The sequence below is a fragment of the Actinophytocola sp. genome (assembly GCF_049647105.1).
Taxonomy (GTDB): Bacteria; Actinomycetota; Actinomycetes; order Mycobacteriales; family Pseudonocardiaceae; genus Actinophytocola.
In genome coordinates, this window is sequence record NZ_JBARWZ010000278.1 from 15,665 (window position 1) to 34,698 (window position 19,034).

The window sequence follows — 19,034 nt, forward strand, 5'->3', positions numbered from 1 at the left end:
TCGACTGCTTCGGAAAACCTTGGGGCTACGCGGCGACCGGGCGATATGACACCGGGCTCGCGCACGAGTCGGCCCACCTTCACGGCGGGCCGACCTACAGACTACGTGCCCGCCGTGAAGGCGGCCAAACCGGGGTCAGCCATCGCGTCGCACCGCGACCGGGGGGCCGGCCGGACGGGACGCCGCACGGCGCGGCTGCCTGCGCGGCGGGGTGGACGGTGCGGGCACCGTCGGTTCCACCTCCGGCTCCACACGATCGACCGAGCCGTTGCTCCGCCCGTACGGACGCTCGCCTGACTCGGACGACCCCGTGTCCGCCTGGGCGGCATTGAGGCCGTCAGCGGCCGGCTCGGCGCGATCCTCGGTGGTCTCGGCGGGCTGGGTCGGGCCCGAGTCGGCACCGGTGACGGCGGACTCCGGCTGGGTAGGTTCGGCGGACTCGCGCGTCGCCTGCTCGTCTGCCACCGGACCGCCGGGCTCGCCACCGCTGGTCACGGCCTCGCCGTCCGGGGTATCGGCGGCTTCCGTCGCTTCCGAGGTCGCGGGCGTGGGCTCCGTGGCGCCCGGCTCGCTCCCGGCTGCCGGCGCTGGGCCGGTGTGGACGCCGTTGGTCTCGGCGCGGCTCGCCGCCGCGTCGGCGCTCTTGACGCGGTTCGCGGCGCGTGCCTCCGCCCTGCTGCTGCGGCTGCGATGACGGCTACGGTGCGGAGTCTCGTCCGTCTGGGCTTCGGGCTGAGGCTCCGGCTGGGCCGCCGGTTCTGCGGACTCGGGCTCGGCGCTCTCGGACTCGTTCACCGTGGCCTTGGTGGCCTTGGCGATGTCGCGGACGGCCTCCTTCGCCGCCTGAGCAGCGGCTTCCTTGGCGGCGTCCTTGTTCTGAGCCTTGTCCTTGTCCTTGTCCTGGGCCTTGTCCTTGCCCTCGTCACCACGACCGCGCGAGCGCCGGGTGCTGCCCCGGGACGGCTCGGCGTGCGTGTGACCGTTCCCGCCACCCGGCTTGCTGATCGGCTCGGTCGAGACCAGGACACCGCGGCCCTTGCAGTACTCACAGGTGGTGCCGAACGCCTCGAGCAGGCCCGTGCCGACCCGCTTGCGGGTCATCTGCACGAGACCAAGGGACGTGACCTCGGCGACCTGGTGGCGGGTGCGGTCGCGGCCGAGGCACTCCGTCAGCCTGCGGAGGACCAGGTCGCGGTTGGACTCCAGGACCATGTCGATGAAGTCGATGACGATGATGCCGCCGATGTCGCGCAACCGGAGCTGGCGGACGATCTCCTCGGCCGACTCCAGGTTGTTCCTGGTCACCGTCTCCTCGAGGTTGCCGCCGGAGCCGGTGAACTTGCCGGTGTTGACGTCGATGACGGTCATCGCCTCGGTGCGGTCGATGACCAGGTAGCCGCCGGACGGCAGCCAGACCTTGCGGTCCAGGGCCTTGAGCAGCTGCTCTTCGATGCGGTACTCGGCGAAGACGTCGGCGTTGCTTGCGTGCTTGCGGACGCGGTCGGCGAGCTCCGGCGCGACGTGGCGGACGTAGGCGTCGACGGTCTCCCAGGCGGCGCCGCCCTGGACCACGAGCGCGGAGAAGTCCTCGGTGAACAGGTCGCGGACGACCTTGACCAGCAGGTCCGGCTCCTCGTAGACGAGCGACGGGGAGCCGACCTTGCGGACGCCGTTGGTGCCCTCGGTCCTGTCCTTGATGACCTGCCACTGGGCCTGGAGGCGGCGGACGTCGCGCGCCAGCTCCTCCTCGCTGATGCCCTCGGACGCGGTGCGGATGATCACGCCGGCGTCCTCGGGGACGACGCGCTTGAGCACGTCCTTGAGACGGCGGCGCTCGTTCTCCGGCAGCTTGCGGGAGATGCCGGTGGCGCCACCGCCCGGCACGTACACGAGGAAGCGGCCGGGGAGGCTGATCTGGGTGGTCAGGCGGGCGCCCTTGTGACCGACCGGGTCCTTGGTGACCTGGACGAGCACGCTGTCACCCGTCGACAGGGCCTGCTCGATCTTGCGGGCCTTGCCCTCGAGACCGGCGGCGTCCCAGTCGACCTCGCCCGCGTAGAGCACGGCGTTGCGGCCGCGGCCGATGTCGACGAAGGCGGCCTCCATCGACGGCAGAACGTTCTGGACCCGGCCCAGGTAGACGTTGCCGACCAGGGAACCGGTGCCCGACGAGGTGACGAAGTGCTCGACGAGCACACCGTCCTCGAGCACACCGATCTGGATCCGGTCGCCGCGCTCGCGCACGACCATGGCCCGGTCGACGGCCTCACGGCGGGCAAGGAACTCGGCCTCGGACAGGATCGGGGCACGGCGACGGCCTGCCTCGCGGCCGTCGCGACGACGCTGGCGCTTGGCCTCCAGACGGGTCGAGCCGCGGACGCTGCGCACCTCGTCGCGCCCGTCGGACTCACCCTTGTCCTTGTCATCGCGGGCCTCGCGGACGTGGACGACCGTGTTCGGCGGGTCGTCCTCGGTTGGGTTGCCGCTCTCGTCGTCGGCGCCACCGCGACGCCTGCGCCTGCGGCGCCGCCTGCGGGTGGCCGCGTCCTCGCCGTCCTGCTCCTGGTCGTCGGAGTCGTCGGCCTCTGGCTCTTCCTTGGCCTTGCGCTTGGCAGGCCTGTCCGCCTTGTCGGCCTTCTCCTGCTTGGCAGCGGGCTTCGGCTCGTCCTCGGCTGCCTCGTCGGCAGCGGCGTCGTCCTGGCCACCCTTGCCACGGCCACGGCCACGGCGACCGCGGCGGCGACGGGGCCGGTCGTCCTCGTTGTCCTCGTTGTCCTCGGCGTTCGGGTCCTCGGTCTCGTCGGACTCGTCCTCGACCGGTTCCGGTTCGTCCTTGGGCTTGGCCGCGGGCCTGACGGCCTGGCGGGCAGGCGCGGCGGGCGGCTCGGGCGGGAGGAACAGCGGCGACGCCGACGCGAACACCGGGGTGGGCGGCGTGGCCCTGGTCGTCTGCGATGACTCGGTGACCGGTGCGGGCTCGCTGAAGCCCGGCGTGCCCGCGATCCGGGGCGCGCTCTGCTGGGTGCCGCCGGCCGGGGGCGCCTGCGCGGGTGCCCCGGCAGGCACCTCTGTCCTGGTGGCGGCCTGCGCGGACGCGGCTGCCTCGGCATCGGCCGCATCTGCCCCGGTCACGCCGAGCGACTCGGCTACCCGGAGCGCCAGCTCCCGGTCGATGCTCGACTGCACGCTGCGGCCGTCGACACCGAGTGCGGTGACGGCGGCGAGCACCTCCCGGCTGCTGCGGCCCAGCAACTTGGCAAGCGCGTGCACGCGGATCCTGGCGGGCAGGTCCGCGAGTGCGGCGGCGATGGGTGTGGTGGTGTCCCCGCCGGTGTTTCCGGCAGGGGTCGACATATCCGTCATGTAGCTCCTTCGCCCCCGGGCGCGTCCATCAGCGCAGGCGCAACGAGCACCAGCACTCTCGGACGCGGCCACACAGGGGCCTCGTTGTCCTCGCCTCACCGTGCTCCTCCGGTGAAGCGTGTTGTCTTTCCGCCGCTGGGCGGCGGGAATCCTCGCCTCTCGCCATGTACACCGGGCCAGGCCGGTGCGCACGGCAGGTCAGTCACAACGTCGCGTCGAGCGTCACCCGCACGCCGAAGCCCGCGCGGCCCGATCTAGGGCCAACGGGTCGGACAGACCTCCGCTGTCGTCGAGCCGCCCCTGGGCCATCCGGGTCGCCTTCGCGGGCACCGGCGGTTCCAGAGCGGCGGCGACGCGGAGCGCGCTCAGCACGTCGTCCGGTCGAACGGCAGGTGTCAGCTGCCGGACAACCACGATGAGTATCCCACACGGCTCGGGTTGTGTGGTTGAAGGAGACACGACCGGGTCATCTTCAACCCATCCGGTGACGATCGCGGAGCGTGCGTCAATCGTGCGCATCCCGTGCTTGGTCAGGCGTTCGACCTCGACGACCTCCGCTGCGAGCACCCGCTCCCACGCCGCCGAGAGCGTGTCGGACGACACGCCGGGCAGCTCGATCCGCCACCGGCTCGCCTCCATGCGGTCCGCGAGCGCCTCACCACCGGCGCCGACCGCCACCCCGACCGCCTCCAGCAGGTCGAGCCCCGGCGGCATCGCCGCGTCCAGCATCCGGACCAGCTCGTCCGGTTCGAGCACCTCGACCAGCTGTATCTCGACGTATTCCGCCTCGCTCGCCACCCCGGTCGGCGACGCACCGATCCAGGAGATCTTCGGGTGCGGGTTGAAGCCCTGGGAGTACGCCATCGGCACTCGCGCCCGGCGCAGCGCACGCTCGAACGCGCGGGCCACGTCCCGGTGTGAGGTGAACCTCAGAGGACCGCGCTTGGCGTACCGAAGCCGCAGCTTCTGCACCGCCGAGGCGGAAGGGTTCGGGCGGTCGTCGCGGGTCAGCGTTACTCCTTCTGGTGGTATCCGGTCGGTCCGGTGGTGTTCCCTTGCGGATGCTGGCACCGTACCCCCAGATCCAATTCCGGCCGCGAGCTTGTCTATGGAGCAATAGTCTGGCTACCGTCCGGACATTGGAGTGCCGGCTCCCAGAACCGGCCGCCCCAACTTATGGAGGTCATCCGTGCCTCTGCTGCGCCGTCTACCGGCGGCAGCGGTCAGTGCCGCGGTGTTCGCGACATCCCTGGTGACACCCGGTGTGACCGCGAGCGCCCAGGCCGTGGACCCACCACGCGACGCCTGCTCGACGGGCAGCGCCGAGCTTCGGTACGTGGTCCTGCTCGACCCCGGCACCACGCAGCCCGACGCCGAGAACCAGATTACGGCGGCATGCGGCGCGCTCGCCGTCTACTACCCCCAGATCGCCGTCGGGGTGGCCAGGTCGGTCGACAGCGCGTTCACGGAGCGCATGGGCACCCACCGCGCGTTCAGCGCGGAAGGAGCGCTGGCGGCCCAGCAAGGACCCCGCAAGGACGAGACAGCCGCGGCGGCCACCGCGGCCACCCTCCCGGTCGAAGTGGACAAAAAGGACCGAACCGGCGAGCAGTGGGACATGACGATGATCGGGGCGGACGGGGCGCGCCGGATCAACCCGGGCAGCAAGGACGTCGTGGTCGGTGTCCTCGACTCCGGGGTCGACCCGACCCACCCTGACCTGTCCTCGGCGCTGGACCGCACGAAGTCGGCGGGCTGCCTGACCGGCAAGCCCGACCAGGCACCTGCCGCGTGGGAGCCGACGGCGTCGCCGCACGGGACACACGTGGCGGGCACGATCGCGGCGGCCGACGACGGGCACGGCACCGTGGGGGTGGCGCCCGGCGTGCGGATCGCGTCGGTGAAAGTGGTCGACGACCAGGGCTACATCCTTCCCGAGTACGCGGTGTGCGGGCTGATGTGGGCCTCCGCGAACAAGATGAAGGTGACCAACAACAGCTACTTCGTCGACCCGTGGCTGATGACGTGCGACCGGGACAGTGAGCACGTCGTCTACGAGTCGGTCCGGCGCGCGGTGGAATACGCCACCCAGCACGGCGTGCTGACCGTCGCGGCGGCCACGAACGAGGGCGCCGACCTGGCAGGCCCGAGTGGGCGGACGGCCGAGAACCCCGCGGCCTCCGGCACGTCGAAGGGTCAGGCGAAGCGGCGCACGCTGGACGGCAGCTGCAAGGTGCTGCCCGCCGGGCTGCGTGGTGTGGTGGCCGTGTCCGCGGTGGGCCGCAACGAGCTGAAGGCCAGCTACAGCTCCTACGGTCTCGGCGTCGTCGACGTGACCGCGCCCGGCGGCGAGACGAAGCCGAAGGCCTACGACCCCTCGGGTGCCAAGCAGGAGGGGAACGACTGCGTGCTGTCCACGGTGCCGGGCGGCTACGACCGGTTCTGCGGCACGTCGATGGCCACCCCGCACGTCGCAGGCGTCGCCGCGCTCATCGCATCGAAGCATCCGGACGCGACACCGCAGACGATCACGAAGATCCTGACCGAGCAAGCGGAGCCGCTGCCGTGCCCGGCCGACTACGACCTGCACGACACCGGGGCGCAGGACGCCTATTGCACGGGTTACAACCCGTACAACGGTTTCTACGGCCACGGCCTGGTCGACGCGTTGGCCGCCGTCACCGGGAACTGACTACGGGAACCGGCTACACGGGGTTCAGCGGCAGCAGCTTCCTGCCGGTGGGACCGATCTCGATGTCGGTGCCCATCGCCGGGCAGACACCGCAGTCGAAGCACGGCGTCCAGCGACAGTCGTCGAGCTCCTGCTCGGACAACGCGTCCTGCCAGTCGTCCCACAGCCAGCCCTTGTCGAGGCCCGAGTCGAGGTGGTCCCACGGCAGGACCTCGTCGTCGACGCGCTCGCGCGTGGTGAACCAGTTGAGGCTCACGCCGAGCGGCTCCAGTTCGGCCGCGGCGGCGGAGGTCCAGCGCTCGTAGGAGAAGTGCTCGCTCCAGCCATCGAAGCGGCCGCCCTCACGCCACACCCGCTCGATGACGCGGCCCACGCGGCGGTCCCCCCGGGACAGCAGTCCTTCGATGAGGCTCGGTTTGCCGTCGTGGTAGCGCATGCCGATGTTGCGGCCGAGACCGCGGTCGGAGTTGACGGCCTCCCGCAGCTTCCGCAGGCGGTTGTCCACCGTCTCCGGGTCGCACTGCGCGGCCCACTGGAACGGCGTGTGGGGCTTGGGGACGAACCCGCCGATGGAGATGGTGCAGCGGATGTCCTTGCGGCCACTGGCTTTGCGGCCCGCGCGGATGACCTCCTGGGCCATGGCGGCGATCTGCAGCACGTCGTCATCGGTCTCGGTCGGCAGGCCGCACATGAAGTACAGCTTCACCTGCCGCCATCCGTTGGCGTACGCGGCGCTGACCGTCCTGATCAGGTCGGCCTCGGACACGGTCTTGTTGATGACGCGGCGAATCCGCTCGCTGCCACCCTCCGGCGCGAAGGTCAACCCGGAGCGGCGGCCGTTGCGGGACAGCTCGTTCGCGAGGTCGATGTTGAACGCGTCGACGCGGGTCGACGGCAGCGAAAGGCCGGTGTTGGTGCCTTCGTACCGGTCCGCGAGGCCCTTGGTGATCTCGGCGATCTCCGAATGGTCCGCACTGGACAGCGAGAGGAGACCGACCTCCTCGAACCCGCTCGACTCCAGTCCCTTGTGGACCATCGCGCCGATGCCCTCGATGGACCGCTCGCGCACGGGACGGGTGATCATGCCGGCCTGGCAGAACCGGCAGCCACGGGTGCAACCGCGGAAGATCTCGACGCTCATCCGCTCGTGCACGCTCTCGGCGAGCGGAACCAGCGGCTGCTTCGGGTAGGGCCACGCGTCGAGGTCCATGGTGGTGCGCTTGGCGACCGTCGCGGGCACGCGGTCCCGGTTGGGCGTGATCGGGTTCAGCGCACCGGCGTCGTCGAACGTGACGTCGTAGAACCTGGGCACGTACACGCCGCCGGTCTCGGCGAGCCTGGTCAGCAGCTCGTCGCGGCCGCCGGGGCAGCCTTCCTGCTTCCAGGTCCGGACGATGCCGGTGATCTCAAGGACGGCTTCCTCGCCGTCGCCGAGCACGGCCGCGTCGATGAAGTCGGAGATCGGCTCGGGGTTGAACGCGGCATGACCGCCCGCGATCACGACGGGATGCTCGTCGGTGCGGTCCTTGGCGTGCAACGGGATGCCTGCCAGATCGAGCGCGGTCAGCAGGTTGGTGTAGCCGAGCTCGGTCGAGAAGCTGACACCGATCAGGTCGAAGGCGCCGAGCGGGCGGTGGGAGTCCGCGGTGAACTGTGGGACGCCGTGCTCGCGCATGAGCGCCTCGAGGTCCGGCCACACCGCGTAGGTGCGCTCGGCGAGCACGTCGGCGAGCTCGTTGAGCACCTCGTACAGGATCATGACGCCCTGGTTGGGCAGTCCCACCTCGTACGCGTCCGGGTACATCAGCGCCCACCGGACCGTGGTGGCGTCCCAGTCCTTGACGGTGGAGTTCAGCTCCCCACCGACGTACTGGACCGGTTTGGACACCCTGGGCAGCAACGGCTCCAGACGGGGAAAGACCGACTCAACGCTCATAGTGGCCCAAGGGTAACCCGCGCCCGCGATGACGCAGGGCGGCGGCTCACCCCGGTACCGGCCGACCCGGCCCTGATTTCGCTACGCGACGTGTCGGCGCGTGTCCCCACAGTGATCACGAGGGCCTGCTGACCGGCTCGTCCCCTGGTCCCGCCAGTGCGCCGAACCCGGCACCCATGACGAACAGGGAGAACAGCGGATCGCGGAATCCGGAGGCGCCCGCGAGCCAACCCGACCCCGGCATCATCACCGCCAATCGGGGGATCGTGAAGGACCATCCGGCTGTCGAACCGCCACGGTCCGTGGTTGAAGCTTCACTCGTTCGCGGGCTGCTCTCGAACAGCCCGGCAGGCGACACTTTTGATGATTCGCTTGCCTTGGAGGAAAACCGCCGGTGGCCCTGCGCGCACGTCCCTCACGTCACGACATGACGGCGATCCATTTTCTATCCGTGGCAGCGAATCTGATGGACGCGTTCCTGCAGGCAGAGCCGGTCGGCGACCGCCAGTCGCAGCGCCTCGGCCACATCAGCTTCCCCACCGCGCTGGACTGGCTGCGCACCGACGACGTGATCCGGCTGGCGCCGACGTGGTCCGGTGAGGCGGCCCGCCGCCGCGCGTTCTTCAGCCGGTGGGCCACACGCGGGGACTTCCTCGCGGACGCCGTGGTGTACGCGCTACTTCGGGAGCAGCCGGGGATCCCGGCGCAGCGGCACAACCCGGACACCTCGATCTCCCAGTACATCGCCGACGTCACCGACGACCTGCTGGCGAACCTCGTGCAGCACCCGAGGAGCTACCTCGTGCTGCACCTCGCCCCGCTGCTGCCCCGCCACCCGCACCTCGCGGCGGCGTTCGCACCGGGCTCGCGGGCGGCGACGCTGGCGTGGGCCGACATCTACCGCAGGCTCGCGGACGGGCTGGACCTCGTGATGCGTCCTGAGTGGACATTCAAGCGACTGTCGTCGGTGCTCCAGGCCATGCTGGACGGTTTCGTGCTCCGGCACCGGGTACGGCCACAACAGCATCCGCGCCAGGGCTGGCAGGACGCGAACATGCTCGCGGACGCGGTGATCGCGCTGCTGCTCGGTGCCACGGACTGGGACCTGACCGGACTGTCCGGCAGGGCCGCGCTGGACGGACTGGCCGCCCCGCGGCAGGTACGTCGCATCTGATTCCCGAATCTCGTCCGGCAGCAGGAAATCCGCGGCCGGTACCAACAGCTCGAGGTCGTTGATCAGCGAGCGGACGACGCCGTGCCGCCGCCCACCGGATTTGGTCTATTCAGGCGAATGCCGTGGAATTGGCTCCGCTGCCCGATGGGCTGGACTAAGATATCGGGTCGAACTGGGGGAGGTATCCGCGTGCCGCTCGCCGATGACCGCGTCTACGGGCTGAAGGGCATAATCAGTCTCGTCCGTCATTTCATGGCGCGAATCGAACGCGACGGCGCCCTGTACAGCGACGACCTGCCGGTCATCGTCATCGAAGGATTCCGCGGCAGCGGAAAGTCCGCCGTTCTGTCCAAACTGGACGGAATGTTGGACCAGGTCCCGCACGCACGGCTGGACCTGGAGACGAACCGGCACGCGTCTGTGCCGGAAGTTCTCTCCGCGATCGCGTTCGATCTCAGCAGGAAGTACCCGAAGTACGCACTGCGGTTTCCCCGGTTCATCATCGGTCAGCTGGTGATGCGGCTGGACCTGGATCTGACCGACCATTCCGTGGCCTGCCGGGCCGTCGAAAACGCATGGGAACGGTACCGGAATCTCGACACGGTCCGCGAGGTGCTGGCGGACACGGCGGGCAGCGTGCTGGCCAGCATGGGGACCAGCGTCGGGTTGCCGATCGAGCCACCAGGCAGCCTGGTGCGATACGCCGTCACCTGGTTGACGAAGCGGGCCCCCGCCAAGCACGTGACCCTCGGCGACTACTGCAACTGGTACGGCCACCGCGACCTCGGGTTGCGCAAGGACCCCATCGATGTCCTGGTGGATCTCAACCGCTGGGCGACCGACCCCGGCGACGACTACAGCAGGCAGCGCATCGACGAGCTCCTCTGGTCGGCGTTCCTCGCCGACCTGCGCGCCGAGTTCGACGTCGGCAGGCGGGCCGGCGAACGGTCGCTCAACTGCGTGGTGCTGCTCGACAACGCGGACAGCCCGCTCGGCCGCCGGTTCCTCACCCAGCTGGTCCACGCCCGCCGGGAGCGGGTCGTCGGCGAGCCGGGCGGCGCCGATCCGCTGACCGTCGTGACCACCAGCCGCGGCGCGCTGCTGGCCGAGGTGCCCGACGCGGACCAGGTGCAGGTCGCGCCGGAGGAACTGCGCACCGGCCCGGCGCGCCCGGACTGGTCCCGCTACTGGTGGGTCGGCTACCGGCTGCCGGACCTGACCGAGGACGAGGTCGGCCGGGCGATCGCCGACATGGGGCTGCTGCTGGGCAAACATCAGCGCATGACCCGAATCGTGTACGACCTCACCGGCGGGCACCCGGCCTCGACCAGCCTGGTACTCGAGGCCATCGCGATGGACGCGCCCAGCAAGTGGGTCGAGCCGGAGGCGATCCTCGCGCGCACCGAGCGCCGCGGCCAGCAGGTGCCGACCGTGGCCGCGCGGATGCTCGACCGCCTGCTCGAAGGCACGTCCGAGGCGGCGCTGCAGGCCCTGGTGACCTGTGCGCCCGCGCGGCGGCGGGAACAGGCGCTCGCGCTGGCGGGCCAGGAGCACCTGCTCGGCCACGGCCTGGCCGCCTACGAGGAGACCATCGACCCGCTGCTATGGCCCGCCGAGGAGTCGGCAGGCCTGATGGTGCTGCGGCGGCTGCTCACCCGCAGGCTCGCCGAGCGGACCGGCACCGACGGACCGGTCTGGTCGGAGGTACACGCGCGGCTGCGCCACATCTGCCGGGCCGAGGACGACGAGGCAGGCGACCTGTACCACGCTCTCGCCGACGACGAGGTCGCCTTCGTGGCCACCCGCCTGCACCAGCGGCTCACCGAGCTGACGTGTCCCGACTGGCACCGGCTCGTCACCTCGGTCGCCGGTGCGCCGCGCAGGCACCGGACCGGCGGCGCCCCCGTCGACGAGGTACGCGCGCTGGTGGCGGCCGCTGATGTCGCGCCAGAGCTCGTGCCCGTCGCCCGCCTGCTCGCGGCACTGCACGTCACCACCGACCCGTTCACCGACAGCCGCAGGGGCGACGTGCACCTGCAGATCGCCGACGACTGGGCCAACGTCGGGCGGCTCCGGCCGTCGGGACCGCACGCGAGGTTCCTGGAGGCCGCACGCCACCACCGCCGCGAAGCCGAGTGGTGGGACTGAGGGGAGGACACCGGGTGAACGAGAGTGACACGATCGTCCCGCCGGAGACAGCGATGGTGCGCAAGCGCCGCAGGCGCATGCGCATGGCGCTGGCCACCGTGGCGGTCGTGCTGGCCACCGCGGCGGTCTGGGGCGCGGTCACGGTGTTGCACACCTGCGGATCGCTCGGCTCCGGCATCCAGGACATCGACGGGGACTGTGTCGGCGTCACCGACGGGACCTACACCTTCCACCCGGAACTGGCCGACGTCCAGGCGCGGATCGCGGCCGAGAACGCCAGGGTCCGCGGCGACTCGCGTGGCTACGTGTCGGTGGCACTGCTCGACCCGCTGACCCCGACCGCCGACGGCGCGCTGCCACCGTCAGCGGTCCGCAACCGGCTCGAAGGCGCGTACACGGCGCTGCGCCGGGTCAACCAAGACGCTGTGGCGGGAAACAAGGACCCGCAGATCCAGCTGCTGCTCGCCAACCAGGGCAGCAGCGACGACCAGTGGCAGCACGTGCTCACCCAGCTGCGGGAACTCAGCGAGGAGGAGCACCCGCTGCTGGGAGTCGTCGGGCTGGGGGTGAGCACCGCACGCACCAGGGACCAGGCGGCCGACCTCTCCGAACTGGGCATCCCGATGGTCGCCGCGGTGCTCACCGCCGACGACTTCGAGTACGACCACGTCCCCGGCCTGATCAAGACCTCGCCAAGCAACCGGCACTACGTCGCGGCGCTGGACAACTACCTCGACAGCTCGCCGCTGGACTCGGCGATCATGGTCCGCGACTCGAACTCCGATCTGGGCATCGACCTCTACACCAAGACCCTCGAGGAGCAGTTCGCCGGCCAGATGGGCGACCACATCAAGTTCGAGACCCAGCAGTTCACCGGCATCTCCGGCGCTGGTGACCTGCCGCCGAGCCTGTTCGACAACGTGCAGGCCAACATCTGCGCGGCGGCGGACGACGAGGGCGTCGCCATCCTGTACGCCGGCCGGGAGGTCGACCTCGGCGGCCTGCTCGAGGCGCTCGAGAACCGCTCCTGTTCCCGCACCCCACTGACCGTGCTCACCGCGGGCCTGGAACTCGGCGAGGTGCTCAAGGACATCGACCTGCGGGCGGCGAAGCTCACGATCCTCAACGCCGCGACCGTCGACCCGGCGGGCTGGGACCGTGCCGAGGACGGGACGCCGGAGCACTACGCCGAGTTCCACGAGGCGTACGTGGAGCACTTCTCGCCGCGGGATCTGCGGGACGGCGGGGCGATCATGATGCACGACGCGCTGGTGGCCGCCGCCAGGGCGATCCGCCTCGCCGCACCGGAAGGCTCGGCGTCCCGGCTGACCCCGAAGATCGTGCAGACGCAGCTGCTGAACATCAACACCAGTTACGAGGTGCAGGGCGCCAGCGGCACGCTGCAGTTCAGCAAGCTGCCGTCCGGCGGCACCGGCATCCCCAAGGGCAAGCCGATCCCGGTGATCCAGTACCCGCACCCGACGGACGAACGGCTCCCGTCCCAGCGGGTCGGTCAGCTGTGCGTCATCGCGACCGGCCCCGGCCCGCTGAAGTGCGGGTCATGACGAACGGCCGACCCGCTTCGAGAACCGGTCCAGCTCCGCCGCCAGCGCCTTCACCTTCTCGCGGCCCGCACGTCCGGTCAGCGCGCTCACAGTAGCGCCCACCTGCGACGACACGGGAGAAGCGCGGGGCCCGGCCGCCAGGCCGGGCCCCGCCACGGACTCAGACGCCCGGGAACCAGAGGTCGATCTCACGCTTCGCGGACTCCGGGGAGTCGGAACCGTGGACGATGTTGTACTGGACCTCGAGGGCGTGGTCGCCACGGATGCTGCCGTTCGCGGCCTGCACCGGGTTCGTGGCGCCCGCCAGCTGGCGGAACGCGGCGATGGCGTTGTCGCCCTCGACGACCAGTGCCACGACCGGGCCGGACGTGATGAACTCCAGCAGCGACTCGAAGAACGGCTTGCTGGCGTGCTCGGCGTAGTGCTGCTCGGCGACGCTCCGCTCGACGTTGCGCAGCTCCAGCGCGGCCAGCGTCAGGCCCTTGCGCTCGATGCGGGAGATGACCTCACCGACCAGGCCACGGCTGACGCCGTCCGGCTTGACCAGGACCAGGGTGCGCTCGCTCACGACTGTGGGTACTCCTTCATGGGGGAAGTTACTGCGCGCGAAAGCCTAGCTGGCGGGTTTCCCTACTCCGACGGGGTCGCCTGCTGGCTCGGCAGACGCCCCTCCGCCATGCGCTTGGCCACGTCGTGACGCATCCACAGCAGCACCGCCCACACCAGGCCGAACACCAGGCCCAGCACGCCGAGGGCGACGACCGCGAACCAGCACGCGATCATCACGACCTGGAGCCCCGCGGCAACCCACCTACCCCACGGGCGGCGCAGGAACGCGCAGGTCAACAGCAGTGCCAGCGCCAGAGCGCCGACCAGCACGCCCTGCCACGTCCCGATGCCGTCGCCCAGCTTCGCCACCACCGGCAGCGCCAGCAGGACGACGATCACCTCGAGCACGAGCGTCGCCGACATGACGCCGACGAAGGACCGCATGGGGTCGACGGGCTTGGTCACACCGGCTCCTTGCCGAACAACGCCCGCGCCTCGCCCGCGGTGACCACCGAGCCCGTCACCACGACACCAACACCGGACAGCGGCTCCTCCGCGTCGGCCTCCGCGAGGGCGAGGGCGGCGTCGATCGCGTCGTCGAGCCGTGGCCGCACGTCGACGCGGTCCGGGCCGAAGATCTCCGTCGCGATGTCGCCGAGCTCCTCCGCGGGCATCGTGCGCTGGGACGAGTTGTTCGTCACCACCAGTTCGTCGAACACCGGCTCCAGCGCGGACAGGATCCCGCGCACGTCCTTGTCCTGCATCACGCCGACGACCCCGACGAGGTTGCGGAAGCCGAAGTCCGCGTCGAGTGCCTCCGCGAGTGCTCGCGCGCCGTGCGGGTTGTGCGCGGCGTCGACGAAGACGCTCGGCGCGGAACGGACCCGCTCCAGCCTGCCGGGCACGACCACGGACGCGAAGCCCTCGCGGATCGCCTCCTGGTCGAGCATCCGCTGCGCGCCGGCACCGAAGAACGCCTCCACCGCGGCGAGCGCGAGCGCCGCGTTCTCCGCCTGGTGCGGGCCGTGCAACGGAAGGAATATGTCGTCGTAGGCGCCGCCGAGGCCCTGCAGCTTCAGCAACTGCCCGCCGACGGCCACGTCCCTGCGCAGCACGCCGAACTCGAGGCCCGCCCTGGCCACCGTCGCGTCCACCTCGACGGCGCGGCGCAGCAGCACCTCCGCCACCTCGGGCTTCTGCTCGGCGAGCAGCGCGATCGAGCCTTCCTTGATGATCCCCGCCTTCTCGGCGGCGATGCCCGTGATCTCCTCACCGAGGAACTCGACGTGGTCGATCTCGATCGGCGTCACGACGGCGATCTTGGCGTCCGCGACGTTGGTGGCGTCCCAGGTGCCGCCGAGGCCGACCTCCAGCACCGCCGCCTCGACGGGCGCGTCGGCGAACGCCGCGAACGCCATGCCGGTGAGCACCTCGAACTTGCTCATCGGCACGTCGGAGCCGCGGTCGATCATCCCGAGGTACGGCTCGATGTCCCGGTACACCTCGACGTACCGGTCCGGCGAGATCGGCTCGCCGTCGACGGCGATCCGCTCCGTCACCAGCTGCAGGTGCGGGCTGGTGTACCGGCCCGTCCGCAGCCCGATGCGCGTGAGCAGCGCGTCGATCATGCGGGTGACCGACGTCTTCCCGTTGGTACCGGCGACATGCAGGATCGGGTACGACTTGTGCGGGTCGCCGAGCATGTCGACGAGCAGCCGGATCCGCGCCAGCGTCGGCTCGATCTTCGTTTCGGGCCAACGGGTGTTGAGCTCGGACTCGACCTGCCGCAGATCATCCAGTGTGGACTCGTCAGCCACCGAAGGACTCCAGTCGCGCCGTGATCCTGGCGATGTCGGCGACCGCCACCTCACGGCGACCCTTGATCTTCGCGACCACGTCGGCGGGCGCCTTGTCGGTGAAGTTCGGGTTGTTCAGCTTCGCGTCACAGCCCTTCAGCTCCTTCTCCGCGACGGTGCGGTCCTTCTCCAGCCGCTTGCGCTCGGCCACGAGGTCGACCGTGCCGGACAGGTCAAGCTCGACGTGGACGTTGCCGTCCGGCAGCGACACCTCGATCGACGCGCTCGGCGTGAACGTCTCATCCGGCGCCTCCAGGCGCGCCAGCGACGAGACCGCCGCCACGAGCGAGGAGAGCCCGGCGTCCTCGACCCCGACCAGCCGGGCCTTCACCCGCTGGCCGGGCTTGACCCCCTGGTCGGACCGGAACCGCCGGACCTCCGTGACGAGCTTCTGCACACCAGCGATCCGCCGGGCGGAGTCGGCATCCGCCGCGCCGCCGGCCGGCCGGGGCCACTCCGCGACGACCAGCGACTCACCGCCGGTCAGCGTGGTCCACAGGCGCTCGGTGACGAACGGGATCAGCGGATGCAGCAGCCGCAGCACGACGTCGAAGACGTGTCCGAGCACCGTCCGTGTCGCGTCCGCCCGCGCGCCGCCCTCCCCGATCTGGACCTTCGCGATCTCCAGGTACCAGTCGCATAGCTCGTCCCACGTGAAGTGGTACAGCGCGTCGGAGAGCTTCGCGAACTGGTAGCCGTCGAACAGGCCGTCCACCTCGGACACGACGGCGTCGGTGAGGTCGAGGATCCAGCGGTCGGCGTCGGTGAGCCCGGCACGCGGCGGCACCTCGGTGGCCACGGTCGCGCCGTTCATCAACGCGAACCTGGTGGCGTTCCACAGCTTGTTGCCGAAGTTGCGGGAACCGGCGGCCCACTCCTCGGCCAGCGCCATGTCGCTGCCCGGGTTCGCGCCACGCGCCAGGGTGAACCGGACCGCGTCGGCGCCGAAGCGGTCGAGCCACTCGAGCGGGTCGATGACGTTGCCACGCGACTTGGACATCTTCTTGCCGGACGCGTCGCGGATGAGCCCGTGCAGGTACACGTTGTCGAACGGCTGCCTGCCGTCCATCGCGTACAGACCGAACATCATCATCCGCACGACCCAGAAGAACAGGATGTCGTAGCCGGTGACGAGGACGCTGTTCGGATAGAACTTCTCCAGGTGTGCGGTCTTCTCCGGCCAGCCGAGCGTGGAGAACGGCCACAGCGCGGACGAGAACCACGTGTCGAGCACGTCGGGGTCCTGCGTCCACTCGTCACCCGATGGCGGCTCCTCGTCGGGGCCGACGCATTCGACCTTGCCATTCGGGCCGTACCAGACCGGGATCCGGTGGCCCCACCACAGCTGGCGCGAGATGCACCAGTCGTGCATGTTGTCGACCCAGTCGAAGTACCGCTTGGCGAGCTCCGGCGGGTGGATGGTGGTGCGGCTGTCGCGGACCGCGTCACCCGCCTCGCGGGCGAGCGGCTCGACCTTGACGAACCACTGCAGCGACAGCCTCGGCTCGACCACGGTGTCGCAGCGCGAGCAGTGACCGACCGAGTGCGGGTACGGGCGCTTCTCCGCGACGATGCGGCCCTGCTCGCGCAGCGCGGCGACGATCGCGGGCCGCGCCTCGAACCGGTCCAGCCCCTCGAACGGCCCGTGGGCGGTGATGTTCGCCCGCTCGTCCATGATCGTGATGTTGGGCAGGTCGTGGCGGCGGCCGATCTCGAAGTCGTTCGGGTCGTGCGCGGGGGTGACCTTGACCGCACCGGTGCCGAACTCGGGGTCGACGTGCTCGTCGGCGACGATCGGGATCAGCCTGCCGGTCAGCGGCAGCTCCACCTCGGTGCCGACCAGGTGGGAGTACCGCTCGTCGTCCGGATGGACGGCCACCGCGGTGTCACCGAGCATCGTCTCGGCCCGCGTGGTGGCCACCACGATCGCGTTGTCGCCGTCCCCGTAGCGGATGGAGACGAGCTCGCCCTCGTCGTCGGCGTACTCGACCTCGATGTCCGACAGCGCGGTCAGGCAGCGCGGGCACCAGTTGATGATCCGCTCCGCCCGGTAGATCAGGCCGTCCTCGTAGAGTCGCTTGAAGATCGTCTGGACCGCCTTGGACAGTCCCTCGTCCATGGTGAACCGGTCCCGCGACCAGTCGACGCCGTCACCGAGGCGTCGCATCTGGCCGAGGATCCGGCCGCCGTACTCGGCCTTCCACTCCCAGACCTTCTCGACGAACCCCTCCCGGCCCAGGTCGTGGCGGGTCTTGCCCTCCCGGGACAGCTCCCGTTCGACGACGTTCTGGGTGGCGATGCCAGCGTGGTCCATGCCGGGCTGCCACAACGTCGCGTACCCCTGCATGCGGCGGCGCCTGGTCAGCGCGTCCATCAGGGTGTGGTCGAGGGCATGGCCCATGTGGAGGCTGCCGGTCACGTTCGGCGGCGGCAGCACGATACAGAACGGTGGCGCGTCTCCGTCCGGCTCCGGGGAGAAGTACCCGGCGTCCACCCACCGCTCGTACAGCTCCGCCTCTACCGTGGCCGGCTCCCACGCCGGCGGGAGGTCTGTGGGCTGCTGCGATGCGGTGTCAGTCACGCCCAAAAGTCTACGAACCGCGACCGGACGGCTGCATTCGAGTTCCGCAGCCCACACGTTGTTAACGCGCGGGTCGATCCGATCGATGAGCTGAGCACCGGAAGGTTCGTGTTTTGCCTGGTTGGCTCAGGGTAGGGGAGCAGTGAAGTCTCGGCAGCACGCCCAGGAAGAGCCGGCCCCCGAGGCCGGCTGGGCGGTGAGTGTCTCGCGTGCGGCCAGCGAGGACGTGCGGGAACTGTTGCGCGCGGATCAGCGGCGACGTCGTGGGCGCTGGTTCGCGGGCGGCCTCGTGGTGCTCGCGGTCGGTGCGGTGGTGACACTCCTGATCCGGAGCAGCCTCTTCGCGCCGGTGACCGGGGACCCCGTGGCCACCGTCCCCGCACCCGTGCGGTCGACCGCGCAGTTCGACCTGGCGAACCCGTTCGACTCGACTCCCGCGGCGGACTGGGCGAACGGTGTGGCAGGCATCACGACACCCCCTGCGGAGGCCGTCGGTGGGTTCAGCGCCGTGCAGGTGGCGGAGGCCACCGGGCTCGCGCGTGACGCGCTGGCCGCGAGCCGGATCGACCCCCGACTGCTGACCGAGCACGACCCGGCCGGCTACCTGGGGCTGCTCGCGCCGGACGCGCGGCGGCAGCTCGAGCCGCTGTTCGCCGAGGGGAACGAGCCCGACGTGCAGTCGCTCGTGAGCATGGTGGCGCCCGGGAGCGAGTTGCTGCCCGCCGAGCCGAAGGTGTCCGGGTCGATGTCCGTGCGGACCGGCGACCCCGATGAGCTGGTGGTGCACACCAACTACGTGTTCGCGTACGCGTTCCGGCCGAATGGCCCGATGAAGCTCATGGACGCGATGACCGTGATCGTCGTCGTGCGGGCGGACGTGGACTACGTGCTGCGCAGCGGCGACCGGTGGACACAGGACAGCCGCGGCCTGTGGTTCGGCGCCGCGTCCGGCTTCGGCTACTCGATCGGGTGCGATGCGTACCGGAAGGGCTTCCTCGCCCCGGTCGCCGCGGAACCCTCGGTGACCGCCAGGTCCGGCGACCGTGAGCCGGGCGCGTTCTTCGACCCCTCCGCTCCACTGCCCGCCGCAGGCGGGTGCCGCGGCTAGGGCCTGTCCATGGACCTTTGCGCGAGGGTCCGGGGAGGCCGGGGCAACCGGGCATGTTTCGG

Annotated in this window: 13 protein-coding genes; 5 read left to right on the plus strand and 8 right to left on the minus strand. The window is 70.5% G+C overall.

Features of this window, described 5'->3' with window-relative positions:
* Positions 1 to 135 precede the first annotated feature (135 nt).
* Positions 136 to 3,363 carry a translation initiation factor IF-2 N-terminal domain-containing protein gene (locus WBA97_RS32675; RefSeq protein WP_424234833.1) on the minus strand — a complete coding sequence of 1,076 codons (3,228 nt, stop codon included), beginning with the start codon at positions 3,361 to 3,363 and terminating at the stop codon, positions 136 to 138.
* A gap of 222 nt (positions 3,364 to 3,585) precedes the next feature.
* Entirely contained in the window at positions 3,586 to 4,335 is a 750-nt protein-coding gene (locus WBA97_RS32680; protein ID WP_424234865.1) for a TIGR03936 family radical SAM-associated protein, read from the minus strand.
* 217 nt (positions 4,336 to 4,552) lie between these two features.
* Between WBA97_RS32680 and WBA97_RS32685 the strand changes: the two genes are divergently transcribed.
* Positions 4,553 to 6,055, plus strand: coding sequence for a S8 family peptidase (locus tag WBA97_RS32685; protein WP_424234834.1), 1,503 nt, complete (start codon positions 4,553 to 4,555; stop codon positions 6,053 to 6,055).
* Between the two features lie 13 nt (positions 6,056 to 6,068).
* Here WBA97_RS32685 and WBA97_RS32690 read toward each other — a convergent pair whose 3' ends face one another.
* Together WBA97_RS32690 and WBA97_RS32695 are read right to left on the minus strand one after the other, a co-directional pair.
* Positions 6,069 to 7,991 (minus strand): TIGR03960 family B12-binding radical SAM protein, encoded by a 1,923-nt coding sequence (locus WBA97_RS32690; RefSeq protein WP_424234835.1) that lies wholly within the window; start codon positions 7,989 to 7,991, stop codon positions 6,069 to 6,071.
* Positions 7,992 to 8,106: 115 nt separating this feature from the next.
* Positions 8,107 to 8,247 (minus strand): hypothetical protein, encoded by a 141-nt coding sequence (locus WBA97_RS32695; RefSeq protein WP_424234836.1) that lies wholly within the window; start codon positions 8,245 to 8,247, stop codon positions 8,107 to 8,109.
* A 195-nt stretch (positions 8,248 to 8,442) separates the two neighbouring features.
* Between WBA97_RS32695 and WBA97_RS32700 the strand changes: the two genes are divergently transcribed.
* The 3 genes from WBA97_RS32700 (at position 8,443) to WBA97_RS32710 (ending at position 12,878) form a co-directional block, all read left to right on the plus strand.
* Complete coding sequence (locus tag WBA97_RS32700) at positions 8,443 to 9,165, plus strand: hypothetical protein (RefSeq protein WP_424234837.1); 723 nt, start codon at positions 8,443 to 8,445, stop codon at positions 9,163 to 9,165.
* A 189-nt stretch (positions 9,166 to 9,354) separates the two neighbouring features.
* Complete coding sequence (locus WBA97_RS32705; protein ID WP_424234838.1) at positions 9,355 to 11,313, plus strand: hypothetical protein; 1,959 nt, start codon at positions 9,355 to 9,357, stop codon at positions 11,311 to 11,313.
* A gap of 14 nt (positions 11,314 to 11,327) precedes the next feature.
* Positions 11,328 to 12,878 carry a hypothetical protein gene (locus WBA97_RS32710; RefSeq protein ID WP_424234839.1) on the plus strand — a complete coding sequence of 517 codons (1,551 nt, stop codon included), beginning with the start codon at positions 11,328 to 11,330 and terminating at the stop codon, positions 12,876 to 12,878.
* A 160-nt stretch (positions 12,879 to 13,038) separates the two neighbouring features.
* Here WBA97_RS32710 and ndk read toward each other — a convergent pair whose 3' ends face one another.
* The 4 genes from ndk to WBA97_RS32730 form a co-directional block, all read right to left on the minus strand.
* Positions 13,039 to 13,446, minus strand: coding sequence for a nucleoside-diphosphate kinase (ndk, locus tag WBA97_RS32715; RefSeq protein ID WP_424234840.1), 408 nt, complete (start codon positions 13,444 to 13,446; stop codon positions 13,039 to 13,041).
* A 62-nt stretch (positions 13,447 to 13,508) separates the two neighbouring features.
* A complete protein-coding gene (locus tag WBA97_RS32720; RefSeq protein WP_424234841.1) occupies positions 13,509 to 13,892 on the minus strand; it encodes a DUF4233 domain-containing protein in 384 nt (127 codons plus the stop codon).
* Positions 13,889 to 15,244 (minus strand): bifunctional tetrahydrofolate synthase/dihydrofolate synthase, encoded by a 1,356-nt coding sequence (gene folC / locus WBA97_RS32725; RefSeq protein WP_424234842.1) that lies wholly within the window; start codon positions 15,242 to 15,244, stop codon positions 13,889 to 13,891. Before folC ends, WBA97_RS32720 begins: the two co-directional genes overlap by 4 nt.
* A complete protein-coding gene (locus tag WBA97_RS32730; protein ID WP_424234843.1) occupies positions 15,237 to 17,864 on the minus strand; it encodes a valine--tRNA ligase in 2,628 nt (875 codons plus the stop codon). Before WBA97_RS32730 ends, folC begins: the two co-directional genes overlap by 8 nt.
* Positions 17,865 to 18,006: 142 nt before the next feature.
* On the opposite strand from WBA97_RS32730, the gene WBA97_RS32735 reads away from it, so the two are divergent.
* The gene (locus WBA97_RS32735) at positions 18,007 to 18,972 is read left to right on the plus strand and encodes a hypothetical protein (protein ID WP_424234844.1); all 966 of its coding nucleotides are present in this window, start codon (positions 18,007 to 18,009) and stop codon (positions 18,970 to 18,972) included.
* Positions 18,973 to 19,034 lie beyond the last annotated feature (62 nt).

What these genes read in the sequence shown, in the direction of transcription:
- WBA97_RS32690 (WP_424234835.1), bottom strand. Translation starts at nt 7,991, where the DNA reads ATGAGCGTTGAGTCGGTCTTTCCCCGTCTGGAGCCGTTGCTGCCCAGG.
- WBA97_RS32675 (WP_424234833.1), bottom strand. Translation starts at nt 3,363, where the DNA reads ATGACGGATATGTCGACCCCTGCCGGAAACACCGGCGGGGACACCACC.